Source organism: Microscilla marina ATCC 23134 (assembly GCF_000169175.1).
GTDB classification, from domain to species: Bacteria; Bacteroidota; Bacteroidia; order Cytophagales; family Microscillaceae; genus Microscilla; species Microscilla marina.
Genome location: NZ_AAWS01000017.1, coordinates 52477 through 77986 on the forward strand (window position 1 = coordinate 52477; position 25510 = coordinate 77986).

Here is a 25510-nt window from a genome sequence, read left to right on the forward strand (position 1 = left end):
TTCAACAATCTCCAGGGTATGATTGACAAATTATCCCCTACATTGAATCTGGCAGAATATATTGCCAAAATACAGCAACTCTTACATACCAACGATGAAATAAACATTAGCTTAGCCTGCGAGCTAATGAAAGGACAAGGTATTCCAGCTTCGCTTCAAAATATTCTGCTGAATAGCTCAGGCAACATTATTTTACATTGCTTACGAAATCATTTGATAGCCCCTTTTGCCCGCCTACAGTATCTAGACTTAAACAATACTGAGCTTACCGAATTACCACCCGAAATAAGCCGCCTCAAAAACCTGACAAGCATCAACCTGGCCTTTAACGAAATAGATGAGTTTCCGCCAGTATTGACTGAACTAAGTCACTTAAATACCCTCAATTTGAGCGAAAACTACTTGAGCAGCCTTTCGTTCGACATAGTACACCTACACAAATTGAAAACTCTGCATTTGGGGTGGAACGAGTTCGAAGAGTTTCCTCTGGAAGTATTAGGGTTGTTAAAGTTAGAACAGTTATATTTAAACGAAAACAAGCTCGACAAACTACCTAAAGAAATCAGCGAATTACCTTGTTTAACTTACTTGAACTTGCGATGGAATGAGTTTGAGCAATTCCCGATAGAACTTACCCTGATCGCTCAACTTAAAAAACTTAAATTTAGTGAAAACTGGATCAACGTACTCCCTCCCGAAATTGCCCAATTGCAAAAACTAGAGCAATTGTATTTGTCTAAAACTAACCTGGAAATTGTACCTCCCGAAATTGCCCAACTACGCAACTTGCGTATGCTTGATTTATCTGCCAATCAGTTAGATATTTTTCCGGAGGAGCTGTTAGAGTTATATCAACTCAAGCAATTAAACCTTGCCCACAATCACGTAAATAGTTTGCCTGAAGGCATCGGCCAACTTACTCAGCTAGAGGTGTTAGAGCTACAAGGCAATTATATAAAGGCACTACCTACTGAGATTACACAGCTGCAACACCTCAAAAAGTTATCGCTCAACAACAATGGTCTAACCCATTTACCGATAGAAATGGGCGAATTAGTGAGCCTTGAATACCTTGCCCTTGAGCAAAACTGTTTGCAAAAGTTGCCAGAAGGGTTGGCACAACTCAACAAGCTCAAAGTGTTGAAACTGGCAAACAATGATTTCCCTGAAAAGGAAAAAGAGCATATTCGACAAGCGTTTGCCACAACTCCTCAGGTAAATATTCAAGGTTTAGGAACCTGTTCAAAATAAGTGTCGAGATTGAGGTCATAAACTCAAGGCTGACTGAGGCACTTTTAGCCTTTGGCAGAGCTCAGCGCAGCAAAGCTGCAGCTATCGGGTGTGCCCTGAAACAAAGCACAACAAGCTTTGTATGCTATAACTAAGATGGTGGTAGACCCACCAAAGGCGATTTACAGGAATAGCCTTTAAACCACTCTACGGTGCTATGACAGTAATGTTTTGGTATTGAACGGCTAGAGAAAAGGCTCCGCTGGTACGGAGTCAGGTGTGAATAAGAGAGATGAACGCAAGTGAACCAATGAAGAAGTGTCGAGAACAGCTACTTGTTGTCAAAACCAGACTTATCCGATAAAGTTTGGGACAAAGCATAGAGCGTACCCTGTCAAGTGTCTATGTGGCAACCGTCATTAAGTTGGCATGACTCTTATTTAGGCTTAGTTATGGAACAGGGGAAGCCCTCTATGATCATTAAGGGAAAGTACAAGTAGCGATCCTACAAGGCGAATACTGAGATGATAGAGGGTGGCGGATGAACTCGTATTAGTGTAGAAGCTTCTGTAATGGAAGTGGAGCGAAGGGGTTCAGTTATACAGTTTTCAAGTTTTTAACAACTTAATAATATGAGGAGGATTAAAAGCGACAAGACAAAGTCATTACCATTTTATCACTGGAATACAGGAGTTAAATTATGATGATTTGTATAACAAGAGCCGTGTGATGGGAGACTATCACGCACGGTTCTGTGAGAGATTTGGGGTGAAAATCCCCTTATCTACTCGACTTTGCGGGCAAGGCAACATCCGGGGGATGTTGAGCCAGACCGTGGGACGGTACCACGGACAATAAAAGCTCATAGTCCCGGCGGAACTGCCGGGGTAACGAAAGTCAGGAAAGAGAACCGCAGAACGAAGTTCAAGCTCTGCGAAGCTAATATGTTCTAAACCGAACAGCTTCAAAGTCCCGATTTCTTATCGGGGTTATTGTTGAGGGCTATGCCCGAAATCCCGTTTACGGGGCGATCACGTTCCTTAACTTAGAGGGTACAAAAAAACGGCAAAACTCAGAGTGTTACTCCAAACCTTGCCGTAGTATATAACTTTATATGTTTAAAGCTTAAAACTGTACTTCTAAACGCTCCATGACGAGGTTTTCGAGGTACACACGTAAAGGTTCAAGCTCAATTTTATCTACTATTTCATTACCAAAAGCGTGAATTAACAAAGCACGGGCTTCATTTGTTGCAATACCACGCGAGCGTAAGTAAAACAATGCTTCTTCGTCGAGGTTTCCGGTAGTAGCCCCGTGCGAACACTTCACGTCATCTGCCCAAATCTCAAGCTGAGGTTTGGTATTGATAGAAGAATTGTCAGACAATAATATATTACGGTTTTGCTGGTAAGCATTGGTTTTTTGCGCATCCTGTCGCACAAAAATTTTACCGTTAAATACCCCGGTACTTTTTCCATCCAGCACCCCTTTGTACAACTCATTACTAAGCGAATGAGGCTTAAGGTGATCGGCCACACTGTGGTTGTCTACGTGTGTGTTACCCGTAAGCATATACAAGCCAAACATGTTCGACTCTACATTAGAACCATCCAGGGCTATGTTCAAGTTGTTGCGAATGACCCCACCATTGAGCGATATGGTAGTATTGGCATAATAGCTATCAGATGCTTGCTTTACCTGAGTAGTGCCCACATACGATGCATTAGGCTGATCGTTCTGCACTTTATAGTGAGTCATTCGAGCGTTGGGCTCTACTACTACTTCCATTACAGCATTACTAAAGCTTGCCTGACCACCTATAGTATCAGTTTTGTCTACAAAAGTGGCTTGTGCACCTTGTTCTACCACAATCAATGAGCGAGGCTGTACACCTACATTTCCGTTGCGGGCATCATTGATAAAGTACAACACCGTAGGCGCTTCTACTACCTTATTGGCAGGTACATGAATAAACACACCATCTTGAACAAAAGCAGTATTGAGGGCAATCAAAGCTTCCTCTTCACTGTTGGCAAGTTGGGCAAAATGAGGCTCAACCAGTGTTGTATGGGTATCGTAAGCTTCTTCCAGGTTTTTTACTACCAACACATCTTCCGAAGATACAATCTGAGAAAGTGTCGGCTGATACACTCCGTTTACAAAAACAATGTTGTTGGCTTTGGGCATGTTAGGCAAGAAAAATTGCTCAATATCTGCCTTTTGCAAAGGAGATGTTTGCCCAAAAGTATATGCTTCTTTGAGTACCTTGCCAAGGTTGGTATACTTCCATTCTTCGTGTTTGGTAGTAGGAAAACCCAACCCATCAAACGATTGAATTGCCTGTTGACGGATTTTGTGTATAGGTTTTTGGCTTTTGCCATTGAGCGTATTCTCAAAAGCTTTGAACTGCTCAAGCAAAGTAGATTTTAGATTTAATTTATCTATAGTACTCATGTTTGTTAAAATTCTAAGTCAAAATTAGAGACAATGCCAACCCTTCGGCTAAGGGAATAGTTACACTTGAGTATCTATTTTGGCATCTTTGAGTATGGCATTTTTAAAACTTGTGGATTGATCAATTTTGGCTCCTCTAAAATCAGCTCCAGTCAAATCACAATCTTCAAAATCGGTATTCACCAGGCTTGCTCCTTTAAAACTACAATTACGCATTTGTGAGCGTGAAAAATCAGTAGAGTATAGGTCAGCCTTATCAAAGCAGCAATCATTGAGAATAGAGTCTATAAACAAACTCCCTTCAAGGTCAGAGCCGCTCCAGTTTTTGTTAATAGCATATACTGCTGCACAATCGGCATAAGGGAGACGAATTTGGCTCAGGTCTATTTCTTGTAAATTTTTGAAGCATAATTTGGCTTGTTTACCTGTTTTGATATCATCAGTATCGATGCCTTTATATACTCCGAATATCAGATTTTTGATATAAAAAGTAGCCCAGTGCCCACCCGCACCTCCATTTTGCAAAAACATATCGTGGTCTAGCAATAACTCGTTAAACTCCTTGTTTAATACTGGTTTGGCTTCTTTTACCAGGTTTTTCATCGAGTCACGAGTTTCATCAAAATTGTCTGCCATAAGTCCGATTTTAGATTAGAAATTGTCCAGAGCAGTCAAGTTTTAGTTTTGTGTACACTCTTTACTACTGTGCAGCCGCTACTTCTTCCTTGATCCAGTCGTACCCTTTAGCTTCAAGTTCCAATGCCAAATCTTTAGTGCCCGATTTGACAATACGTCCATCAAACAATACGTGAACAAAATCAGGGACAATATACTCAAGCAATCGTTGATAGTGAGTCACTACAATGGTGGCGTTTTCGTTGCTTTTCAATTGATTTACTCCTTCAGCCACAATGCGCAAAGCATCAATGTCCAAACCTGAGTCAGTTTCGTCCAAAATAGCCAATTTAGGCTCAAGCATCGCCATTTGAAATACTTCGTTACGCTTCTTTTCGCCACCTGAAAAACCTTCGTTCAAAGAACGCTTCAATAAGTCTTGGCTAATGTTTACCAAGCTGGTTTTTTCTTTCATTCTTTTCAGAAACTGTACTGCATCCAAAGGCTCTTCACCTCGGTATTTGCGTATTTCATTGGTAGCAGTTTTCAAAAAGTTAATAGTAGTTACTCCAGGAATCTCCACAGGGTATTGAAACGCAAGAAAAACACCTTCTCCCGCTCTTTCTTCAGGAGCTAGTTCTAACAAATCTTTTCCAGTAAACTCAATACTCCCTTGTTCTACTTCATAATCCTCACGTCCGGCAAGTACCGAAGCAAGTGTACTTTTACCCGATCCATTGGGGCCCATAATAGCGTGGATTTCTCCCGCTTTAACTTCCAGATTAATTCCTTTTAGAATTTTCTTACCCTCAATAGAGGCATGAAGGTCATTTATTTTTAACATGATTGTTTCAATTTAAGCATTCAAAAATTCAACATTTAATATCTGTTACCAATCTTGCAACAAAAGACTCCTATGTTTGTTTGATAACCGACATTAAAAATTTGTGTGGGTATTAAAACCCAATTTTAATACTATTCTCAGAAAACTTAAGTTCATCCTGATTATATATGTTAGCCAGCGTCATGGCTTCTTTTACTTCATTTTTATAGCCCAGTTTGTCCGACAATTGCTGTGCTTTTCTCTGAGCCAATTTTCCAAACTCATACATGGCAATCAAACGCCCCTTACGTAGCAGCGCCTTATCTATTTTGCTAATGTGCGCATTAAATGTACACAGTATTTGAATATTAAGGCAGTCAGACAGCAAGCCATCTGCTACATTCAGCAGGTTTGCTACCGAAGCGTTTCGATAACCATCCCTTTCTTCTACTATGTTTTCAGCATCTTCAATGATCAGTATAGAATTTGGGTTGGCAATCAACAATGTCAAGAAGTCCGGCGAAGCAATCTTGTGGGCATACTCCGGCGGAATATAAATCATTTTTTTATCTATCAAAGAAGTCAAATAACGAATATAGCTTGTTTTGCCCGTACCCGGTATGCCATGCAACAGTACCAGCCCTTTATCGTCAGGAGTATTGAGCCTTTCTACAATAAGCTGATGAATGTCGGCAAAGTTGTCATTGTAATTGCTGCCAATATCCAGCACACTTTTCTTTACTTCAAAATCTTTGAGATACAAGTAATTATTATTCTCATACAACAAAAAAATCTTACCCTCAGCCTTGGTTTCGCCAAAGCTTTCTCTGATATGATTGACAATTGTATCAATAGTTTGTTGGGGTATATTATCGCTGTATAGAATTTTGATGTAACTATCATCCTCATCGAAGCACACCAACAGGTCTTGCTCAATGTGAATGATAAAGTTAGAAATGGTTATTTTGTCTTTTTTACGGGAGTAGCTTTCATATTTCCACATTTTATCTGCGTCTATATCAAAGCTTGATTGTATTTTGGCGAGAAATTTCTCAATGTCTACACTCTCGTAAAAAGCAATGACATTGGGAATAAGGCTATTAACAGCTACAAAGTATTTAGAGGCTTCAATCTGACACTGATAGTCTATAATATTGGCATAATCATAATTGAAAGAAACGGGTGAAGAATCATTTTGAAAAACATAATTTTTCATGTGCAAATCCTATTAAACTAATATTCGTATGGAGTTTATTTTCAAATCTAATGATTGATGCCGAATGATTGGGATAATATCAGTATTTTTTATTGGTAATCGGACAGATAAAATTGAAAGGATGCCTCAACATAAATTTGCGACATCCTCACTATATTAGTTTTGTATATGTAATTACTAAGTATCTATTAACCTACACTACCTTCCAGGCTAATCGCCAATAGTTTCTGAGCTTCTACTGCAAACTCCATTGGAAGTTGTTTAAGCACTTCTTTGGCGTATCCATTGACAATCAGCGCCACTGCAGCTTCTGGGTCTATACCTCGTTGGGTACAGTAAAACAATTGGTCTTCACCAATTTTAGAAGTAGTAGCTTCATGTTCAATTACTGCTGTAGGGTTGTCAGCTTCTATATATGGAAAAGTATGTGCTCCACACAAGTCACCCATTAACAGCGAGTCACACTGCGAATAGTTACGGGCATTGTGTGCACGTTTCATTACTTTTACCTGACCCCGGTATGCGTTTTGGCTATGTCCCGCAGAGATACCCTTAGACACAATACGACTCTTGGTATTTTTACCAATGTGAATCATCTTGGTTCCAGTATCTGCTTGTTGATAATTATTAGTCACTGCTACCGAATAAAACTCTCCAATAGAGTTGTCTCCCTTGAGTATACAGCTGGGGTACTTCCAGGTAATCGCCGATCCAGTTTCTACTTGTGTCCAGGATATTTTTGAATTTACCCCATCACAAATACCGCGTTTGGTTACGAAGTTATAAATACCTCCCTTACCGTTTTTATCACCAGGATACCAGTTTTGTACAGTAGAGTACTTTATTTCGGCATTGTCCATGGCTATCAACTCAACCACTGCAGCATGCAATTGGTTTTCGTCACGCATAGGAGCAGTACAACCTTCAAGGTAACTTACATAGCTACCTTCGTCAGCTACAATCAAAGTACGTTCAAACTGCCCGGTTCCCGCAGTGTTGATACGGAAATAAGTAGAAAGTTCCATCGGACAACGGACACCTTTGGGTATGTAACAAAACGAGCCGTCACTAAATACAGCAGAGTTCAACGCCGCAAAATAGTTGTCGTTGGTAGGTACTACTTTACCTAAGTACTTACGTACTAACTCAGGATGTTCCTGAAGAGCTTCACTCATAGAGCAAAATATGATTCCCAACTCTCCTAATTTTTCTTTAAAAGTAGTGGTAATAGACACACTATCTACTACGGCATCTACCGCAACTCCAGTAAGTCGTTTTTGCTCTTCTAAAGAAATACCTAGCTTCTCAAAAGTTTTCAGCAACTCTGGATCAACCTCGTCGAGGTTGTTTAGCTTTGCTTTTTTCTTAGGAGCAGCGTAATATATAATATCTTGATAGTCAATCTTTGGGAAGTCTACATTTTGCCAATTGGGTTCAGTCATTGTTTTCCATTGAGCAAACGCAGCCAGGCGCCACTCAAGCATCCATTCTGGCTCATTTTTTTTGGCTGATATAAAACGAATGGTGTTTTCATCAAGACCTTTAGGAGCCGATTCGGTCTCTATTTTGGTCTCAAAACCATATTTGTAGTCAGAATTGATGTGTTCTTCTAATATGTCGGTTTCTTTACTCATGCTACCCAATTTTGCATTCGTTATTTAGAATGATTATAATCTTTACAAAATTACAAGTAATTGTACAAACTATCAAAGTTTGTTGAACCTAAAACCCAAAAGAGGTGCTTTTTGTTTAAAAAAAATTAAGTAATTAGATTAAAAGTGATAGTATTACTATTTTTTTGAGAAGTATTATTACCAAACCAACGACTTTGAACCTGCAGAAAACATCAAATATGAGCATTATAATCATTACTTAATTTTCTGTTATGTACAATGCTTTCGGTACTCTTCGCTTATAAGATCAACCCCAGTGGGATGTGCCAATCCCAGTTCAATTGCCAGCGACCATTGGTGGCAAGCCTGTGCTGTGTTACCTATTTCGTGATAAGCTTTCCCTTTTAAGTATAGAATGTACCCTTTGTCAAAATCTGACAAGGGAGCATTTAAAGCCTGACCTAGTAACCTGATTGTTTTACGGTATTTTTGTTCTTCAAAAGCCATATCAGCTTGGTTGATCATTTCAATGGCGTCATTACGCGAGATTTTTGGGAATAAATTTTCTGGAGAGTCACTCATTTTCTTTCCATCGTGCTTATTGTCACACATAAATTTTATAGTGTCATATTTAACCATGTCTTTAGCATTGACAGGTATTTGGAATTTAGTAACGTGCTCAAAATAAGTTTCTGGTTTTTGGGGCAAATACGCACAACTGACTGAGGCATTTTTTGCGCTCGTAGCAGCGCTACGGGCAATAAAAATAACGAAAGGCAGTGAAGCGGATTTATTCTAAATCGGACAGTTATTGCGAACACGTTACTTAGCCAGCGGTTATTTTGAAGCATTGTATTAAAAGAGCTCATAGCTTGGTTGTAAAATAATGATGCATCATTGATTTTACAGCCTATACTTGACCATATACAACAACAGGTTGTATGAGAGGTAAAGGTGATAAGTGAATAGGATGGGGTTGAATAAATTGGCAGAGATTAGCTTGAGAATGGTTGATGTGGGGATTTTTGAAAGATGAGTTCACAAATGTAGTAAAATTCACGGGAGTAATAAAATATTCTGCCTATTAACTATTGTCATGTACCTAATAATTAGGCAATTATACCTATACTCAAAAGTAGGAAAAATCTACAATTTTGATATTGAGTGAGGAGTTTTTCTACTTTTAACCGTTTATGAGACGGTCTTGCAACATTGGGAACGTCATCGAATGCTTATAGATAAACTATGCGTTTTGTTTGGTAAGAGAGGTGTTCAGGTGTAATAATGCCCGATGTAAACTGCAAATGGTTTACAAACTTTATTTAATCATCAGTGAGTCATTCAATGGATATAATAGACTGTCACTATATTAATAATATAAATTGTATCTATTTTATATTACTGTGTATATAAAACTGTGTACTAGGCAACTAAAAGCCTGTTGTAATATTAGTTGTATGATATATTAAATATGAAGGAATTTAGTCTGGTGTTGAATCCGTTTTAAAGGGTAATGTTATTATCTGAGGGATATAAAAGGTTGGGTAAGGTGTCTTTTAATTCACTTGGTATTTAGACAATGCTTCTTCTACAAAGTCTACTCCTAAAGAATGTACTATATTTAATTTTTGTGCTTCATTCCAGTCAATGCATGCTTCTTCTATGTTGCCTACTGCTTCATAAGTACAACCTCTCATATACAGTGTGTAAGCCAGGTTATTGAGCGTAGTGCCCAAGTCAATGACTCTTGTATAGTATTGTATGGCTTCGTTATAGTTATTAGATTCAAATAACTGCTTGGCTTGCTGCATGAGGATAATAGCTTGATGACTGCGCGAGAGTTTTGCTTTATTATTCTTCATGATATTGTTTTTAATATAGCTTGGGTTGGTTAAAGTAGTCATAATAATTCCTGAAATTTATAAGGTATGTTAAGAAAATATAAGTGTTGGGCGCCAGAAATCAAGTTTTTGTTTATTCCCGACTATATTGACCAAACGTGTTGAATTTTATAAGGTTTCATATTTTTATTGAATTGTAAAACATTTTATAAGCCATGTGATGATTTATTGTACTTTTACAATAATCGCGCAAGCTTGGCGTTCGATATGCCACCTGTAATCTTGCTCCATTTTCGGTTTATTGTAGGTGCTGAGAGGCTGCCTCCAGTGTTTTTAAGCGGGGAAATTTTTGTTCGGCTTGGGCAAGGCTATATTGAAAGCTTTTTACCACATTATCTCGTTGTTTTATGTTGTTTTTCAACTCCTTGACCAACTGTTTATTTTTGATAATCTGCACTTGAGCCTTTTTTACTTCGAGAGAATTCAAATAACTAAAATGATTGGTACGTCTTTCTAGTTTTCGGTACCTCACCCTGAGTTGTTTGAATTTTTCAAGTATTGCCCCATGCTTGCTTAACATAGCATCTGCGAGTGCTACAGGCTTTTCTTTTTGTTCAAGTTTTGCCTGTACTAAACCTTTGATATGTCCCATCACCAATCCATTAGATTTTACTACCCGCTCTTGTTTCCATATTTCATTATGCCCTATCTTTTGTAGTTGTCTTATTTGATAGTCTACTTGGTTAAGGTGTCTCAAGTAACGACGGAGCTCAGTAATTTGCCTGTAATGCTTTTGCATACCTTTGCGTAAGCGTTTGATGTATATTTGATTGTGTTTGATGAGGCGTTCAGCTTGTACTACCATTTGTTCGCTTTGTGCATTGAGGGCGTTGAGGTGGGCTATGCGTTGACGTTTTTGTTCAATGGCTGTTTGCATACTCTTGACAAGTGACTGTTTGCGGAGGATCAAGGCGTTAATTACTTTTTTTGGCGCAGTGCTAAATATCAACGCAAGGCAAAGGGCGATTAGATTACATTTTAAAATGGCAGTTTTGCTGTACCACTCAAACTGTCTGAGTATTCTGCGTTTATCAAGTGGGATAAAGGTGTGTTGTTGTTCGTTGACCAGCTGCCGAACTTCTTCTAAAAACCTAGCGTGAAAACGATTGCCTTGTTCACGAAAGTAAATAAAAAGTAATAAAGCTATGAAGAATAAACCCAAAAATACCTGCAAAACAGGTAGCCAGTTTGTTAGCTTCCAAGGGAACAAAAATATAAACAGGGTAATGCCAGTACCTATAGCTGCCAATGCTATAAGAACCATCACAATACCACGAAGTTTGCGGGTAGTAATAAACAGTGCTTGCCAAGGTTTTTCGTTGGCCATTTCAGCTGTGATCACAAACCAAGCCTGCAACCGTTTATGCCATTGTTTAGAAGTTTTGTCAGGAGCTGGTAAGCTATTTAAATCTTGCATCAAAAAAACTAAAATTATGAATTATAGCACAAGCCAAGTGGTTATATTGGGTGCACTTGTTACAAATACCGCATTTTTCTGTTTTATCCAATGAATATTACTTTTATTTGCAAAAATTTTGTTGTCAAGCCTATCAATGAACTACTTAATTCACAACGTAGAAATAATAGACAAGCATTCCGAATTTAATCGCCAACGCAAAAGTATTCTCATCGAAAACGGCGTAATTACTCAGATTTCTGATATTTCACCTACACAATCTACTGACCACTTAACGGTCATTAGTGGGCAAAATCTTCAGTTATCGGCTGGTTGGTTCGACATGCGCGCATCGTTTTGCGACCCCGGATTTGAGTACAAAGAAACACTCTCTACCGGATGTAATGCTGCTCAGGCAGGAGGTTTTACTGAGGTAGCCGTATTGCCCAACACTCAGCCAGTAATACAAACCAAAAACGAGCTGGCTTATCTAAAAAGCCATAATTTAAGACATTTGGTTCAAATTTACCCAATAGCTGCGGTATCTGTCAATGCAGAAGGCAAAGAGCTTACCGAAATGTTGGATTTGCACACCCATGGGGCGATCGCCTTTTCTGATGGAATACAACCTGTGTGGCACTCCGACATATTGGTAAAAACTCTGCAGTACCTTCAGAAATTTGACGGGTTGCTTATTAATCGCCCAGAAGATTTGATGCTTACCCGCTTTGGAACAATGAATGAGGGCGTGAGCAGTACTATGCTGGGGCTTAAAGGCATGCCTGCTCTTGCCGAAGAAATGATGATTAGGAGAGATTTAGACTTCTTGGCTTATGCTGGAGGTAAAATTCACTTTTCTGCTATTTCCAGTGCTCGTTCGGTGCAATTAATTCGTGAAGCTAAAGCCCAAGGCTTGCAGGTGAGTTGTGATGTGGCAGCACACCAAATTGCTATAGATGATGCTGCTTTGATGAGTTTCGATTCGTTTTTAAAAGTAAATCCTCCCTTCAGAGGAAAGACAGACATAGAAGCGTTGCTGGAAGGGTTACAAGATGGCACAATAGACGTAGTAGTGTCTGATCATCGTCCACAAGATGAAGAAAGTAAAAACCTAGAGTTTGACCTTGCCGAGTTTGGTGCACTAGGGCTGGAAACAGCTTTTGGAGTATTGAATACTTTTGGTAAAAAACACCTAAGCCTGGAGGATAAAATAGATAAGCTCACATTTAGACCAAGGCAAATCTTGAAACTGCCACAAGCACATATAAAAGTAGGGGAGGAGGCCAATCTTACCCTGTTTGATGCACAACAAGAGTGGACAGTAGAACCAAAGCATATTCAGTCAAAATCTAAGAACTCTCCATTTTTGGGGACTACACTTACCGGGAAACCTGTCGCAGTGTTTAGTGGGGCTCAAACCAATTGGCAAGAGAAAAATTAATCAGGTTAGTTTTTAATTATTATTGATAAAATAGAAAGTATGAAGCAGTTACTGAAAGTTGGAGCGATCACCGGATTGATTGGGGGAGGTCTTTTCATGCTATTTTTTCTGATTCTTTTTTGGGCAGTAGATAACCCTATGGAAGCCGGCTATAAATCAACCGATTTCTTTGTATATCTTGCGGTGTTTGTGGTGTTGTATTTTTTGTACCGTTATCAATTAAGCTTCCGTCAAGGGTTCTTAATGGGTAACGTCACTACACTAGTAATGGTGGTAGTGTCAGTATTGTTTATGTATTTGTTTTTAGGCAGTAAAAGTAATAGTGTGTTAGATACTCACATTAAAACCGAAATAGCCTTACAGGAAAACTCGCCAAGTAAAGCAAAACGCATTGAGAAGTTAAACAAGCAAGGCAAAAATGGGCAAAAAATATTTGATGATTATATACAATCGTTAAAAGACTGGAAGAGAAGTAGTTGGTTATCTCACGTGATAGAAAAAGAATTTATGTCTAAAATATTTTTAGGCATTATTATCTCTTTGTTGTTGTCTCTAGTACTTAGAAAATACAAACCTAAAGAACCTATGCCTACAGTACAGGAATAGGTTATAATTTATACTAATAAACAAACTATGGCACTGGCAAAAAAAGGGTCAAGAAGCATATTGGTAGACGAGGTTCAATACAGATGGAAAGCCCGTAGCGAACCAGATGGTACCACCCATGTGGTAGTAGAGCTCTACGATACCCCTCAGCAATCAGTAGTAGCATTTTTTCAATCTACTTTGCCCAATAACCCTGAAGAACGCCGAGCCATTACCCCTGCTACAGTCAGTGCTATAGTTACTTATGCGCTAGAGAATGGGTGGAATCCAGAAAAAAAAGCCAAGCAATTGAATGTAGGTTTTTTAGATGATAAAATCACGGTCTAAACAGGTTTAAATATGGGGTGGACAGTGATTAAAAGAAAACTAGGAAGAGCTGGAAGTATCAAACAACGTACTGCCCGGCAACGAGAGTGGGACAAAACCCATGGAGAGGGCAATTGGGCAGTAGGGTATGTACTAGATGGAGAGTTTGTAAGTCAGGATGATGCCTATCACTCAATATATTATGCCAGCTATGTTGCCCATTTTGAAAACCACTCACAAGACCTCAAAGAACTAATAACTACCGCTAAAATGCTGCGAAACCCTCATGCTGAAGCTACTACTGGAGTAGACCTGCAGGTTCCCGCCATCCAGCAATACCTCGACGAGCATCATTTATATTTGCAAGGCACCCAAGTAGTAGATATAGGCTCTTGGCAAGGAAAAGCCTCTCATGCGTTGAGTATACGACTGAGTCCTTTGCATATTAAGTTTGTTCATAATCCTAAAATGACCCTTGAGAAGTTTTGGCAGGAAAAAAAGTGCCTGGCTATTTGGGAAGAAGATTAAGTATATCTGGAGATTTTCATTATCTTACTAAGAAGTCACCTTGGCTTTTAGGTTGAAAGTGAAAAAGTGAGGCGATGTTTGATTAATAAATTTATAAACATTTGAAAATAAGCGTACTATGAGTATGTTAGTTGCTGATGGAACAAGGTGTACCTAGAACCTTGTCGGGGCTTCTAATTATTGATCGTAACTGTTATCTTAAAAAAGGCAATTATTTCTATGCAAGACACTTTCTCAAACAAAATAGTAAATATAGGCTATGATGCTAAGCTTCAAATTATGCGTATTAACTATAAGGGGTTTGGAGTTTCGGAGCTTTATCGCGAAGCAGTGACAAAAAGCTTTGAAATTGCTTATAAATATTTGTGTAACCGTTGGTTAATCACGCAGGCAGAGTTTAGGGGAGTAAGCCCTCAAGACAGCCATTGGCTTACCAATGAATGGGGACCTTACATTGCAGCTAAGTATAAAGAAAAAGGCATTGCAAGGCGCAAGACAGCTGTAGTAAAAGCCGACAATGTTTTTACAGATTATATTGCTGAGAAAGTAGCCGAGGGTTTGCAAAACAGTGAAGAATGTCAGTTTTTTGATAATGAAGAAGCTGCCCTTGCCTGGTTGTTAGCCTAATATCTTATATCAACCGTGTTACTTTAGTTCGTAGGTATAAAATGGAGTGATCTCCAGCGAACCTCCTGTTTTGGCGTACAGTTTTTTAGCTGCTTCATTGTCCATAGAGGTACCAACAAAAATAATGGCAATGTGTTGCTGATAACAAGTTTGCTTCAAGGCTTCAATGAGTGCAGTAGCAATCCCCTGTTGTCTTGCCTCTTTGTTTACTCCTATTTCAAACAAAAACATCTCTGTTTCTTCAGTATCAAACATTTCCATTTCATAGGCAGTTAACCCTCCTACTACTTGATCGCCCATGATTGCTACATAGGCGTGAAAGCTCTTTTTGGTGAGTAGCTTGTTCAAATACTTTTCCCTGGGATAAATCACTTGGGTGGCTCCATCGTCTGTATGCCAAGCCTCAATGAGTTGCTTGGCCAGTGCTACATCTGTCCGAGTAAGCTTTTTGATGGTGTAATGCATGGTGCTATCTATTTAAAATGTGAGTTTGGATTAGGTATATATAACTTTTGAGAACTTGGTAAAACTATGTTAAGTAATTGATAGTCAAACTGTTTTTAAAATATCAATTTATTTGGCAGCTCTAAAAGTGTTTGAGTAACAGCGTCTTTCATTCCGCCTTAGTTTGTTAGCGTTAAGAAATTACCTTACGGTGAGCTCGGCACAGCGTAGCTGTAGCCATCGGTTTACGTAATGAAGCCGATAAAACAGATCACTGAGTGAGGTACGAGCGAATGTTTGAGCTGTTCGGCGTAATGAAGTAAATTTTAGCGAGCAAACTACAGATACTATCTGCGAAATCAAGCTTTTTGATATAATTTTTTCAAGATTTTGAGTTTATTTTAAAAAACGGTTTTATCTTTACTTTACCCAAAAGGAGTTATTTAATAACTACCTAGTGTAGGAGGGCATTCTTGCTCTTCTACAACTTTTTGTTTTGCATAGTTGAGATCAAAGTTTTCTTCTTTTTTCCATAAAGTATACATCACTACCAGAAGTTTCCTTTGTACTGCTGTATAGGCTTTCATCTTTTTCTTGGTTCGTTCAAATACTCTTGAATATAATTCCTGAAAAATATTTTCTTGCTTGACTGTCTTGAGGGCAGGAAAGTGTAAAGCTCTTCTAATATGTGTATTTCCTTTTTTAGATATACGTGTTTGCCCAACATATTTTCCTGATTGATGTTCAACAATATCATACCCTGCATAGCTAGTAAGTTGTTTCTGGCTGCTAAATAGCTCAAAGCCATTAGTTTCAGCGACAACCACCGCAACAGTTAAAATACCTATTCCATAAATAGTAGTTAAACGCTTCATTTTTTCGTGTAACACCTCATCTTTCTTGGTAGTTTCTAAAATCTGTTGATGAACGCTTTCTTTTTGCTTCTCGAGAAATTTGAGGTGGTTTTTAAGTTGTTTTAGGACAAACTTATTAGGGTCATGGCTATGCTCAAGCGCATGTAGGCGATTATAATTTTGAGTGAGTTCTTTTTGAATAACCTCATAATAACGCGCGATTGTGCGTAATTCCTTTAAAACAGGACTAATTGGTTTCCAATAACGAAGGTTTTGACGAGCACCATTTTTGCCAAACCTTGGGCATCTATCTTATCAGTTTTGCTCTTGATCCCCTCACTTTTCAAGAATGCTTTTGCTTGATTAGGTAACACCACGATTACTTTATGTGCTTTTTCATAAAGTGTCCAAGCTAGGTTTTCGTGGTAAACACCTGTAGCTTCCATTAAATATTCAGCCTCTGTTATTGAGTGTTTATTTAGGTTTTTTTGTACCCAATGGTTAAATTCGCTAAAACCTTTGGTATTATTTGAAAACTTCCGGCTGGCAATTACTTTAAAAACTTTCTGACCATTGCTACCCATAATACAAGCTCTAAAATCTGCTTTGGATATATCTAAAGCAATCCCAACTTGAACGAAAGTTATTTTTTTCATAAGGCATAAAATTAAACGATGAATCACCTACTTCTTACTCAACTTCACTTATGAGATGCAGGCTATAGAACACATCTATGCCTTGGATACTTAATTCAATTTAGAGTAGAAAGGTAGATGATTGTGATCTCTGTAGTGCTGTATCTATCTTGTGATAGTACTTAGCGGCGGCTATGTAAGAACTATTGTAATCATCTACCATTTAGGTTTTATCTAATATAATGATTTATGTGTTATTTTAAGATAAGGTAAAGATATAAGCGGCGGAGCTTGAACTCCGAACTTGATTCGGAGCTTTTTTTGGTTCGTTTTTTTAGCTACAGAAAATCCATGATCCCGAACTTGATTCGGGGAAATGAACGGATGCTGAGGTTCACGAAACTTGGTTTTATTTCAGAACCTTGCTGATTATGAAGCCAAAATGATTTTTGCCAAGTTTTCAATAACTTGCTTGTAATGGAAGGATTTACATAATCTGTAGATTTGACTAGAGGCGATAGTGCAACGTTGTTCCTTAGTGTAGATTTTATAGTGTACGTCAGTTACTATCGACCGTGGACTATGGACAAAGGCGCACCCAGAACTTTCAGTTAAACAAGGTTTAAGGAAACAGCATTGGGCGATAGTGGTTGAAGGTTGCCATAGTTTATACTACTTTACCATTCCAACCCATGATGCCACCTCTTAGGTTGTTTACCTGTTCAAATCCCTCTTTAGCCATAATTTTACAAGCCTTGGCACTACGCATACCACTGCGACAATATACATAATAAGTTTTGGATTTATCTAAACCTTGAAGCTGGTTCTTAAATTTAGGGGTCATTACATTGATATTGCGTGCTTTTGGAATATGACCTGATTGAAACTCGCCTGGAGAGCGTACATCTAATAGTTGCGCTCTTTGATCGTTTTTTAATATTTCCTGGAGTTCACCTGAGCGAATGGTTTGGTAAGTTGCTCCTCTGGAACCTCCCAATAATTTTAACAGTTTTCCTAACATTATATAATAGTATTTATGAACATATTTAAATGTATCAATGTAAAGTTAATAGTTTTGGATTGAAAAAGATAGTGAGGCCTTGCTTTTTATGCTACAAATAGTGGTACAGGCAACCAGCTGAATAGTGTACTGACTGATAAATAAAATATGATGATCAGAACAGTTTTTTATAAATACTTTACCCAGGAATCACAACTTGTTAATTTTCCCCAGCCAAATCTCTCCTAATACCAAAAGACCTCATTTTTTTTTTTAGATTTGTTGTTGAATTAGCCTCTTTTAGGCTCCTTATTCAAATAAAAAAAATAATTGGCTTGTAAAGCACTGATAAACAGTGGTTTGTATTTAAAATTAAAAACAAAATTCAATGCTACGTACACATACTTGCGGAGAACTTAGGATAGACCATGTAGGGCAAAAAGTGACCTTGTGTGGTTGGGTACAAAAAAACAGAGATAAAGGCGGGTTGATATTCGTCGATATTCGTGATCGTTATGGGGTTACCCAATTGCAAGCCGATGAAACCAATACTGATGACCAAGTAGTAGAACGTTTGCGCCAACTAGGGCGTGAGTTTGTTGTATATGCTACAGGCAATGTCATTGAGCGTGCATCTAAAAACCCCCAAATGCCTACAGGTGATGTAGAGGTGCAAGTAACTGATATAGAGATATTAAATGAGGCTAAAGTGCCTCCTTTTTTAATAGAAGATGATACCGACGGAGGAGATGAGTTGAGAATGCAATATCGTTACCTTGACTTGCGCCGTAATGTAGTACGTCAAAAACTGGAATTGCGTAATCAAATCAATCGTGAGGTACGCAACTTTTTAGATACTCAGGATTTCATTGAGGTAGAAACCCCGGTCTTGATCAAATCTACTCCTGAGGGTGCCCGTGACTTTGTGGTACCTTCACGAATGAACGAAGGGCAGTTTTATGCCTTGCCTCAATCCCCTCAAACTTTTAAGCAATTGTTAATGGTTTCAGGCTTTGACCGCTATTATCAAATCGTAAAGTGTTTTCGTGATGAAGACCTCCGTGCCGATCGTCAGCCTGAATTTACTCAAATAGACTGTGAGATGTCTTTTGTAACGCGTGAAGATATTTTGTCTACTTTTGAGGGCTTGATCAGGCACCTATTCAAAACAGTGAAAGGGGTAGATTTGCCTGAAGTACCTGTAATGGAATATGACGATGCTATGCGCCTGTATGGTTCAGACAAACCCGATACCCGTTTCGGGATGGAGTTTGTAGAACTAAATGATGTGGCTCAAAACAAGGGTTTCAAAGTGTTTGATGATGCCCAATTAGTAGTAGGTATTTGCGCCAAAGGCATTGCAGAAGAATATTCTCGCAAAAAAATAGATGAATTGACCAACTTTGTTAAACGTCCACAAATAGGTGCAAAGGGCTTGGTATATGTAAAATACAACAAAGATGGCAGCTTTAAATCTTCTGTAGACAAGTTTTATAGTCAGGAAGATTTGAAAGAGTGGGCGGTAAAAATGAATGTCGAACCTGGCGATATGTTGTTAGTGCTTTCGGGTAACACCAATACTGTACGCAAGCAACTCAACGAATTACGTCTGGAGATGGGCAATCGTTTAGGCTTGCGTGATCCTCAAAAGTTTTCGGCTTTGTGGGTGGTAGATTTTCCATTGCTTGAGCAAGACGAAGAGACCGGAAAATGGCATGCCATGCACCATCCGTTTACTTCACCCAAGGCAGGACAAGAGGCATTACTAGAAAATGACAGCCAGTTGGCAAATATCAAAGCCAATGCTTATGATATGGTCATCAATGGTGTAGAGCTAGGTGGTGGGTCTATCCGGATTTACCAACGACCTATGCAAGAAAAAATGCTTTCTTTATTAGGGTTTACCCCAGAAGAAGCCAAAGCCCAGTTTGGTTTTTTGATGGACGCATTTGAGTATGGTGCTCCGCCTCATGGAGGCATTGCTTTTGGTTTTGACCGTATTTGTGCTGTTTTTGGTGGGGTAGACTCTATTCGGGATTTTATAGCTTTTCCTAAAAACAATTCAGGGCGAGATGTGATGATCAATGCTCCTTCGGCCATTGACAATGAGCAATTGACTGAGTTAGGATTGAAACTAAACCTGGTAGAGGCAGAAGAAAAAGTAACAGAGTAAATTAAACAAGCCTTAAAACCATAGTTGTTGATTGTTTTTTCAACGACTATGGTTATTCTCAACAAATAGAGAATATTACCTGAATATGAGGGCGTGGAATGGAAATTGTTATTAGCTTGTAGTTAGTCAATGAGGCATTTGTAATACTATATTTTTTAATACCCAATAATCAACATTTAAATTAGTTCAACGTTTTTAAAAAAAGAACAGCAATCTAATTACTACCACATTGTTTGTATCTTTGCAATCAAATCAGGGATGCTGGTATCCAACTAAACACCAATCTTTTTACAATGAAAGTCAGAAGTGTCACACAACATGGGCTGTTTCAAAGCATCAGATCAAAATTGTTGATAGCTTTTTCTGCTTTCTCTCTTATTGCCTTTTCCATTGTATTTGTATTCTTTTGGCTTGAGCGCCGCCAACACCGCATTGAAGATATTACCAAAAGCCTTACCCGTCTTAATCTACAAATCAATGATGTAAATAGCCTTGAGAAAGATTTTTTTAGTGATGATGTATTTGACAAAAACTTTTATGTAACAGGTAAAAGTGATTATCTCTTGAAACATACCGAATTACTTGAGCAAATCAAACGTGAATTGACCCTTTTGAGCGATGTAAAAGATTTACAGCGTAAACAACTTGCTCAAGAAATTGTAAAAGTAAATCGCCAAATTAATAAACTTGAAAAACTATTCGAACAACTAGTGCAAATTATTCGAACGAAAGGTTTTAAGGACGTTGGTTTACAAGGGAATATGCAAAATTCTATTAGTCAGTTGTTTAAGAAACAGTCTGAATATAATTTGACAGAAGTTTATATCTTGAAAATTCGCAAACATGAAAAAGATTTCATCATAGCCAAAGAAATTCAATACGTAGAGAAGCTTAAGCAGGCGGTGGAGATTGTGCGTCAAGAAGTTAAACAAAAGGTGCAAGATAGGCAGGCGCAAGCAGACTTGTTGAATGATTTGAATACATACCAACAAGCCTTTTTAGATTTGGTAAAAATAGAAAAACGCATAGGTTTTCATAACCAAAGTGGCTTAAAAAAGAAACTCAATGATTCGCTTGAGGAGCTTGAAAAAAACATTCAGCAAATAGATACCCTGGTTTTTGCTGCTGCCAGCCGGGTAAGAACAGTAGTAAAATATACCCTGGTTATTTTGCTCATATTTTTTGTTATACTGAGTATGTTCTTAGGGTATTTTGTAAATCATAAATTTGGTAAACCCATTGCCCGCCTGTCTAACTCAATCAATTGGGTGATTCAAAATAACTTTAATGAAGACAGCAAAATCTATCAGATCAACAACAAGGATGAGATAGGGCGACTTGCCAATGACTTTCAGCACATGCTAGAGGCAGTTCAAGCCCGTACTGAGGAGGTAATGAAGCAAAAAAACTTGTTGGAGAAGAAAAACCACGACATTACCAAGAGTATTAATTATGCCAAGCGAATTCAAGATGCCAAGCTTCCTCAACTTAGTACAATCCAGGAAGTTTTTCCGCAATCTTTTATTATGCTCAAGCCACGTGATGTAATCAGTGGTGATTTTTACTGGTTTTCGGAGGTAGTAGATAAAAACGGCGATACCAAGTATGTCATTGCCTGTAGTGATTGTACTGGACATGGGGTGCCTGGAGCTTTTATGAGCATGATTGGTTCAGATTTACTCAATGAAACCGTTCACGAAAATAATGTGATTGAGCCTCACCTTATTTTAAATACCTTACACGATAAAATACGCAAAGCCCTCAAGCAACGTACTACTGGCAACCGCGATGGAATGGATATTTCTATTGTGGTAATAGATAAAAAGAACCAAGTAATGGAGTTTGCCGGAGCAAATACGCCAATTGTATATATCCAAAACCATGAACTTACCCTGATCAAAGGTGATAAGGAGGGCATAGGCGGGCTTGAAAATGAGCGTGACCGTGATTTTACCCATCACACCATCAAACTACGCCCCAAATTGAAGACCTCATTGCCAACAGCAGTGGCTTCGCATTTATCGCCCGATGTTACCCAAAGCGAAGAAGAACGGTACTCTCCCACCACTTTTTATATTTTTTCTGATGGCTACCAAGATCAGTTTGGAGGGGCTAAAGGACGTAAGTTTATGTTGAGACGGATGACTGATTTATTTCTGAAAATATATCAGAAACCAATGAGTGAGCAACACGAAATTATGGAACGTACCCTTGCTAACTGGGCAAACGGACAACGACAAATAGATGACATCCTTGTAATGGGCATACATTTGCCATAAACTCACCCTAAACATTCTCTGTTTCTCTCCTAACAATTGCCTTCCTGATTTTTCATAAACCTCTGATTTATTCTAAACTGCCTTCGATTTTTAAGAGCTATCGTTGCATGTCACTAAATTAAATTCTATTTTTGCACTCATTTTTTTAGAAAACTATATATAATTTGGTTTTAAATAGAGAAGAAAAGTGGATACGGTAAGTTACAAAACCATTTCGGCTAATAAAGAAACTGTTCAGAAAGAATGGGTCATCATTGACGCAGAGGGCGCAGTGTTGGGACGTTTGGCTAGTGAAATTGTAAAAGTTTTGCGTGGCAAGAACAAGCCTTCTTTCACACCTCACGTAGATTGTGGTGACAACGTTATCATTATTAACGCCGAAAAAGTGCGCCTAACTGGCAAGAAGTGGAGTGATAAGAAATACGTTAGACATACTGGTTACCCAGGTGGTCAACGTTTCACTACACCTAATGAATTGATGGCTAAGAATCCTGCGCTTTTGATTGAAAAAGCAGTAAGAGGGATGTTACCCAAGAATCGTTTGGGGAGAAAAGTATTTCACAACATGCATGTATATGTAGGTAGTGAACACAAGCATGAGGCCCAACAGCCCCGCAAAATAGAACTAAAATTCTAATGCTTTTAAAGAAGTTCACCAAAGCAGGTGAAAAACTAAGAATTTCATGACAGACGTTAAAGAAGTTAAAATTATCAATACTATAGGGAGGAGAAAGACCTCAATTGCACGAGTGTATTTGCAGGAAGGATCAGGACAGATCACTGTAAACAAGCGTGATTTTGCTGAGTATTTCCCTACTGATGTTTTACAGACTATTGTAAAGCAGCCAATCGTGGCCGTAGATGCAAATGAAAAATTTGACATTCGTGCAAATGTGACAGGAGGCGGTGTTGCCGGACAGGCAGAGGCTCTGAGACATGCGATTGCCCGAGCATTGACGTATAAAGGAAAAGCAAAACAACGTGACGCTCAAGAGCAAAAAAGAGCGATTGCGACAAATGCAGAAGAACAACCTGTATTTACCTACCCTGAGAAACAAAATTATGCTCATCTGATAGATGCCGATGCCAATCGGGAGATTTTGAAAAAGGAAGGACTACTTATTCGTGACCCTCGTATGGTTGAGCGTAAGAAGTATGGTAGAAGAAAAGCACGTAGAAGATTCCAGTTCAGTAAACGTTAAACCAATCAGAGCATGAGTAGAGTAGAATATAAAGATTTGCTTGACGCAGGTGTTCACTTTGGACACTTAACTCGCAAGTGGGACCCAAGAATTGCTCCATACGTGTTTATGGAGAAAAACGGTATCCACATTATTGATTTAAATAAAACTTTGGTTTGTTTAGATGATGCATGCAATGCATTGGCTAAAATCGTGCGTGCTGGAAGAAAGGTAATGTTCGTAGCAACCAAAAGACAAGCACAAGAAATTGTAGCTGAGGAAGCCAAAAGACTAAGAATGCCTTACGTAACTGAACGTTGGTTGGGTGGTATGCTCACTAACTTTGCTACAGTGCGTAAATCATTGAAGAAAATGTCTTCAATGGACAAAATGATGAAAGAAGAGGCTTTCAAAAACATGGCAAAGCGTGAGCGCTTAATGATTACTCGTGAGCGCGAAAAGCTTGAAAGACTATTGGGTGGTATTGCAGACTTGACCCGTTTGCCTGCTGCACTATTTGTAGTTGATGTTAAGAGAGAGCACATTGCTATTGCAGAAGCTCATAAGTTAGGTATTCCTGTATTTGCTATGGTAGATACTAACTCTAACCCTGGCGCTGTACAGTTCCCTGTGCCTGCCAACGATGATGCATTTAAATCAATTCAAGTGATTACAAGCACCGTAGGTAAAGCAATTGAAGAAGGGCTAAGCGAGAGAAAGAAAGACAAAGAGGAGCAGAAGTTAGCCAAAGAAGAGCAAGCTAAGCGTCAAGTAGATGCGAAGGCAGAAGAAGCAAAAGCTGAAGACACAGAGAAAACTGACAAGGTAGAAAAAACCGAAAAAGCAGACTAAATATTTGGTGAGCTTTGCTCGCCTGGTTATAAAAATATCTAGTAACTTACTTAAATCAACATTGGGTCAATAGGGCTAATGTTGATTTTTTTTTTTGATAAGTACCAAGGCAGCATTACACATACCTAATGAGTAGATGTAACTACCATATTATGAGTAAGTTGCTCGTATAGCTAATTACCTGCTGTTACTTATAATGGTGTAGGTTGCCTTGTAGCATAACCTGACCAATCAAGTCAAAAGTGAGTTACTGTTTGTAATATTCAAAGTTTTGCTTTTTTGTTTTCAATGTTATCATTGATTCAACTATTTTTGCACATATCGGAATGAAACACTTCATTCCTTCATCTTTATTTTATCAAACCTTATAAAATTACGAAAATGGCTATTTCAGCACAAGACGTAAAAAAACTGCGCGAAATGACTGGCGCAGGTATGATGGATTGTAAAAAAGCACTTCAGGAAGCTAATGGCGATTTTGATGAAGCTGTAACCATCCTACGTAAAAAAGGACAAAAAATATCTTCAAAAAGAGCTGATAGAGAAACTACCGAAGGGGTAGTATTTATAAATGAAACAGAAGACGGTAAACAAGCAACGTTGGTTGCCTTAAACTGTGAGACTGATTTTGTAGCCAAAAACGAAGATTTTGTAAACCTTGGTCAGGCGGTTTTGAAAGTAGCCACTGACAATGCCCCTGCTGACTTGGCTGCCTTGAAAGGCTTAAGTATCGATGGTCGCTCTATCGAAGAGCATTTGACTGACTTAATGGGTAAAATTGGAGAAAAAATAGAGGTTTCTGCTTATGAGCAACTAAAAGCTGATAAAGTAGTTTCTTATATTCATAGCAATGCCAAAATCGGTGTTTTGGTAGCTTTAAATGGCGACAGCAGTGATGAAGTAGCTGGCGTAGGGCGTGACATTGCCATGCAAATTGCGGCAATGAAGCCTGTATCAGTAGACGAAACTGGAGTACCTGAAGAGGTAAAACAACGCGAAATGGAAATTGGAAAAGAGCAAGCCCGCAAAGAAGGAAAGCCTGACAATATTTTGGAAAAAATAGCGATGGGTAAACTCAACAAATTCTACAAAGAGAATACTTTGTTGCACCAACAATTTGTGAAAGATAGCTCTAAGACTATCAAGCAAGTATTGGCTGATGTAAACAAAGACTTGAAAGTAGATACCTTCAAATTGGTGTCTATTGGTTAAGCAATAGTACATTGCTTATCGCAAATAAAAAAGCCTGATAAACATTTGTTTATCAGGCTTTTTCTTTGGGCTGTTCTAGCAACGATGCCCACAAAAAAAGCACCTTCTTGATCAAGAAGGTGCT

General features: G+C 38.5%; 24 protein-coding genes. 12 read left to right on the forward strand and 12 right to left on the reverse strand.

Annotated elements, in window-relative coordinates; genetic code table 11:
• The first annotated feature begins 18 nt into the window (after nucleotides 1–18).
• Complete coding sequence (locus M23134_RS17165) at nucleotides 19–1251, forward strand: leucine-rich repeat domain-containing protein (RefSeq protein ID WP_002698325.1); 1233 nt, start codon at nucleotides 19–21, stop codon at nucleotides 1249–1251.
• A gap of 1104 nt (nucleotides 1252–2355) precedes the next feature.
• Here M23134_RS17165 and sufD read toward each other — a convergent pair.
• The 8 genes from sufD to M23134_RS17205 form a co-directional block, all read right to left on the reverse strand.
• Nucleotides 2356–3684 (reverse strand): Fe-S cluster assembly protein SufD, encoded by a 1329-nt coding sequence (sufD, locus tag M23134_RS17170; protein ID WP_002698329.1) that lies wholly within the window; start codon nucleotides 3682–3684, stop codon nucleotides 2356–2358.
• A gap of 60 nt (nucleotides 3685–3744) precedes the next feature.
• Nucleotides 3745–4320, reverse strand: coding sequence for a pentapeptide repeat-containing protein (locus M23134_RS38345; RefSeq protein ID WP_002698330.1), 576 nt, complete (start codon nucleotides 4318–4320; stop codon nucleotides 3745–3747).
• 64 nt (nucleotides 4321–4384) lie between these two features.
• The gene (gene sufC, locus M23134_RS17180) at nucleotides 4385–5143 is read right to left on the reverse strand and encodes a Fe-S cluster assembly ATPase SufC (RefSeq protein ID WP_002698333.1); all 759 of its coding nucleotides are present in this window, start codon (nucleotides 5141–5143) and stop codon (nucleotides 4385–4387) included.
• Between the two features lie 112 nt (nucleotides 5144–5255).
• Nucleotides 5256–6338: an AAA family ATPase gene (locus M23134_RS38350; protein ID WP_002698335.1), complete on the reverse strand. Its 1083-nt coding sequence runs from the start codon at nucleotides 6336–6338 to the stop codon at nucleotides 5256–5258.
• A 188-nt stretch (nucleotides 6339–6526) separates the two neighbouring features.
• Entirely contained in the window at nucleotides 6527–7972 is a 1446-nt protein-coding gene (sufB, locus tag M23134_RS17190) for a Fe-S cluster assembly protein SufB (RefSeq protein WP_002698337.1), read from the reverse strand.
• 249 nt (nucleotides 7973–8221) lie between these two features.
• The gene (locus M23134_RS17195; protein WP_157558524.1) at nucleotides 8222–8563 is read right to left on the reverse strand and encodes a hypothetical protein; all 342 of its coding nucleotides are present in this window, start codon (nucleotides 8561–8563) and stop codon (nucleotides 8222–8224) included.
• Nucleotides 8564–9507: 944 nt separating this feature from the next.
• Nucleotides 9508–9813 carry a tetratricopeptide repeat protein gene (locus M23134_RS17200; RefSeq protein WP_198145037.1) on the reverse strand — a complete coding sequence of 102 codons (306 nt, stop codon included), beginning with the start codon at nucleotides 9811–9813 and terminating at the stop codon, nucleotides 9508–9510.
• A gap of 277 nt (nucleotides 9814–10090) precedes the next feature.
• Nucleotides 10091–11269 carry a reverse transcriptase family protein gene (locus M23134_RS17205; RefSeq protein WP_002698343.1) on the reverse strand — a complete coding sequence of 393 codons (1179 nt, stop codon included), beginning with the start codon at nucleotides 11267–11269 and terminating at the stop codon, nucleotides 10091–10093.
• 136 nt (nucleotides 11270–11405) lie between these two features.
• On the opposite strand from M23134_RS17205, the gene M23134_RS17210 reads away from it, so the two are divergent.
• From M23134_RS17210 to M23134_RS17230, 5 genes are all read left to right on the forward strand, one after another.
• On the forward strand, nucleotides 11406–12689 hold the full coding sequence (locus M23134_RS17210; protein WP_002698345.1) for a dihydroorotase: 1284 nt from the start codon (nucleotides 11406–11408) through the stop codon (nucleotides 12687–12689).
• Nucleotides 12690–12728: 39 nt separating this feature from the next.
• Complete coding sequence (locus M23134_RS17215) at nucleotides 12729–13295, forward strand: DUF4199 family protein (RefSeq protein WP_045113762.1); 567 nt, start codon at nucleotides 12729–12731, stop codon at nucleotides 13293–13295.
• A 27-nt stretch (nucleotides 13296–13322) separates the two neighbouring features.
• Entirely contained in the window at nucleotides 13323–13622 is a 300-nt protein-coding gene (locus M23134_RS17220; RefSeq protein ID WP_002698349.1) for a hypothetical protein, read from the forward strand.
• A gap of 12 nt (nucleotides 13623–13634) precedes the next feature.
• Complete coding sequence (locus M23134_RS17225) at nucleotides 13635–14129, forward strand: hypothetical protein (RefSeq protein WP_002698350.1); 495 nt, start codon at nucleotides 13635–13637, stop codon at nucleotides 14127–14129.
• Between the two features lie 219 nt (nucleotides 14130–14348).
• A complete protein-coding gene (locus tag M23134_RS17230) occupies nucleotides 14349–14756 on the forward strand; it encodes a hypothetical protein (protein WP_002698352.1) in 408 nt (135 codons plus the stop codon).
• A gap of 18 nt (nucleotides 14757–14774) precedes the next feature.
• Here M23134_RS17230 and M23134_RS17235 read toward each other — a convergent pair whose 3' ends face one another.
• The 4 genes from M23134_RS17235 to M23134_RS17245 all read right to left on the reverse strand — a co-directional run bounded on the left by M23134_RS17235 (nucleotide 14775) and on the right by M23134_RS17245 (nucleotide 17710).
• Nucleotides 14775–15221: a GNAT family N-acetyltransferase gene (locus M23134_RS17235; RefSeq protein WP_002698353.1), complete on the reverse strand. Its 447-nt coding sequence runs from the start codon at nucleotides 15219–15221 to the stop codon at nucleotides 14775–14777.
• A 422-nt stretch (nucleotides 15222–15643) separates the two neighbouring features.
• Nucleotides 15644–16075, reverse strand: a complete 432-nt coding sequence (locus tag M23134_RS42130; protein WP_053337319.1) for an IS110 family transposase — start codon at nucleotides 16073–16075, stop codon at nucleotides 15644–15646.
• A gap of 215 nt (nucleotides 16076–16290) precedes the next feature.
• Nucleotides 16291–16710, reverse strand: coding sequence for an IS110 family transposase (locus tag M23134_RS42135; protein ID WP_002698357.1), 420 nt, complete (start codon nucleotides 16708–16710; stop codon nucleotides 16291–16293).
• A gap of 646 nt (nucleotides 16711–17356) precedes the next feature.
• On the reverse strand, nucleotides 17357–17710 hold the full coding sequence (locus tag M23134_RS17245; protein ID WP_002698359.1) for a rhodanese-like domain-containing protein: 354 nt from the start codon (nucleotides 17708–17710) through the stop codon (nucleotides 17357–17359).
• 367 nt (nucleotides 17711–18077) lie between these two features.
• Here M23134_RS17245 and aspS point away from each other — a divergent pair, with 367 nt between their 5' ends.
• The 6 genes from aspS to tsf all read left to right on the forward strand — a co-directional run bounded on the left by aspS (nucleotide 18078) and on the right by tsf (nucleotide 25386).
• Nucleotides 18078–19862 carry an aspartate--tRNA ligase gene (gene aspS, locus M23134_RS17250; RefSeq protein ID WP_002698361.1) on the forward strand — a complete coding sequence of 595 codons (1785 nt, stop codon included), beginning with the start codon at nucleotides 18078–18080 and terminating at the stop codon, nucleotides 19860–19862.
• A gap of 293 nt (nucleotides 19863–20155) precedes the next feature.
• Nucleotides 20156–22141, forward strand: coding sequence for a SpoIIE family protein phosphatase (locus tag M23134_RS17255; protein WP_045113763.1), 1986 nt, complete (start codon nucleotides 20156–20158; stop codon nucleotides 22139–22141).
• 187 nt (nucleotides 22142–22328) lie between these two features.
• The gene (rplM, locus tag M23134_RS17260) at nucleotides 22329–22778 is read left to right on the forward strand and encodes a 50S ribosomal protein L13 (RefSeq protein WP_002698364.1); all 450 of its coding nucleotides are present in this window, start codon (nucleotides 22329–22331) and stop codon (nucleotides 22776–22778) included.
• A gap of 46 nt (nucleotides 22779–22824) precedes the next feature.
• Complete coding sequence (locus M23134_RS17265; RefSeq protein WP_002698366.1) at nucleotides 22825–23343, forward strand: 30S ribosomal protein S9; 519 nt, start codon at nucleotides 22825–22827, stop codon at nucleotides 23341–23343.
• A gap of 12 nt (nucleotides 23344–23355) precedes the next feature.
• Nucleotides 23356–24174, forward strand: coding sequence for a 30S ribosomal protein S2 (gene rpsB / locus M23134_RS17270; protein ID WP_002698368.1), 819 nt, complete (start codon nucleotides 23356–23358; stop codon nucleotides 24172–24174).
• Nucleotides 24175–24555: 381 nt separating this feature from the next.
• A complete protein-coding gene (tsf, locus tag M23134_RS17275; RefSeq protein ID WP_002698370.1) occupies nucleotides 24556–25386 on the forward strand; it encodes a translation elongation factor Ts in 831 nt (276 codons plus the stop codon).
• Nucleotides 25387–25510: the final 124 nt, after the last annotated feature.

Bases quoted from the DNA above. Each gene is read 5' to 3' on its own strand.
- M23134_RS17165 (WP_002698325.1), top strand. From the start codon at position 19: ATGATTGACAAATTATCCCCTACATTGAATCTGGCAGAATATATTGCC.
- sufD (WP_002698329.1), bottom strand. From the start codon at position 3,684: ATGAGTACTATAGATAAATTAAATCTAAAATCTACTTTGCTTGAGCAG.
- M23134_RS38345 (WP_002698330.1), bottom strand. From the start codon at position 4,320: ATGGCAGACAATTTTGATGAAACTCGTGACTCGATGAAAAACCTGGTA.
- sufC (WP_002698333.1), bottom strand. From the start codon at position 5,143: ATGTTAAAAATAAATGACCTTCATGCCTCTATTGAGGGTAAGAAAATT.
- M23134_RS38350 (WP_002698335.1), bottom strand. From the start codon at position 6,338: ATGAAAAATTATGTTTTTCAAAATGATTCTTCACCCGTTTCTTTCAAT.
- sufB (WP_002698337.1), bottom strand. From the start codon at position 7,972: ATGAGTAAAGAAACCGACATATTAGAAGAACACATCAATTCTGACTAC.
- M23134_RS17195 (WP_157558524.1), bottom strand. From the start codon at position 8,563: ATGTGTGACAATAAGCACGATGGAAAGAAAATGAGTGACTCTCCAGAA.
- M23134_RS17200 (WP_198145037.1), bottom strand. From the start codon at position 9,813: ATGAAGAATAATAAAGCAAAACTCTCGCGCAGTCATCAAGCTATTATC.
- M23134_RS17205 (WP_002698343.1), bottom strand. From the start codon at position 11,269: ATGCAAGATTTAAATAGCTTACCAGCTCCTGACAAAACTTCTAAACAA.
- M23134_RS17210 (WP_002698345.1), top strand. From the start codon at position 11,406: ATGAACTACTTAATTCACAACGTAGAAATAATAGACAAGCATTCCGAA.
- M23134_RS17215 (WP_045113762.1), top strand. From the start codon at position 12,729: ATGAAGCAGTTACTGAAAGTTGGAGCGATCACCGGATTGATTGGGGGA.
- M23134_RS17220 (WP_002698349.1), top strand. From the start codon at position 13,323: ATGGCACTGGCAAAAAAAGGGTCAAGAAGCATATTGGTAGACGAGGTT.
- M23134_RS17225 (WP_002698350.1), top strand. From the start codon at position 13,635: ATGGGGTGGACAGTGATTAAAAGAAAACTAGGAAGAGCTGGAAGTATC.
- M23134_RS17230 (WP_002698352.1), top strand. From the start codon at position 14,349: ATGCAAGACACTTTCTCAAACAAAATAGTAAATATAGGCTATGATGCT.
- M23134_RS17235 (WP_002698353.1), bottom strand. From the start codon at position 15,221: ATGCATTACACCATCAAAAAGCTTACTCGGACAGATGTAGCACTGGCC.
- M23134_RS42130 (WP_053337319.1), bottom strand. From the start codon at position 16,075: ATGAAGCGTTTAACTACTATTTATGGAATAGGTATTTTAACTGTTGCG.
- M23134_RS42135 (WP_002698357.1), bottom strand. From the start codon at position 16,710: ATGAAAAAAATAACTTTCGTTCAAGTTGGGATTGCTTTAGATATATCC.
- M23134_RS17245 (WP_002698359.1), bottom strand. From the start codon at position 17,710: ATGTTAGGAAAACTGTTAAAATTATTGGGAGGTTCCAGAGGAGCAACT.
- aspS (WP_002698361.1), top strand. From the start codon at position 18,078: ATGCTACGTACACATACTTGCGGAGAACTTAGGATAGACCATGTAGGG.
- M23134_RS17255 (WP_045113763.1), top strand. From the start codon at position 20,156: ATGAAAGTCAGAAGTGTCACACAACATGGGCTGTTTCAAAGCATCAGA.
- M23134_RS17265 (WP_002698366.1), top strand. From the start codon at position 22,825: ATGACAGACGTTAAAGAAGTTAAAATTATCAATACTATAGGGAGGAGA.
- rpsB (WP_002698368.1), top strand. From the start codon at position 23,356: ATGAGTAGAGTAGAATATAAAGATTTGCTTGACGCAGGTGTTCACTTT.
- tsf (WP_002698370.1), top strand. From the start codon at position 24,556: ATGGCTATTTCAGCACAAGACGTAAAAAAACTGCGCGAAATGACTGGC.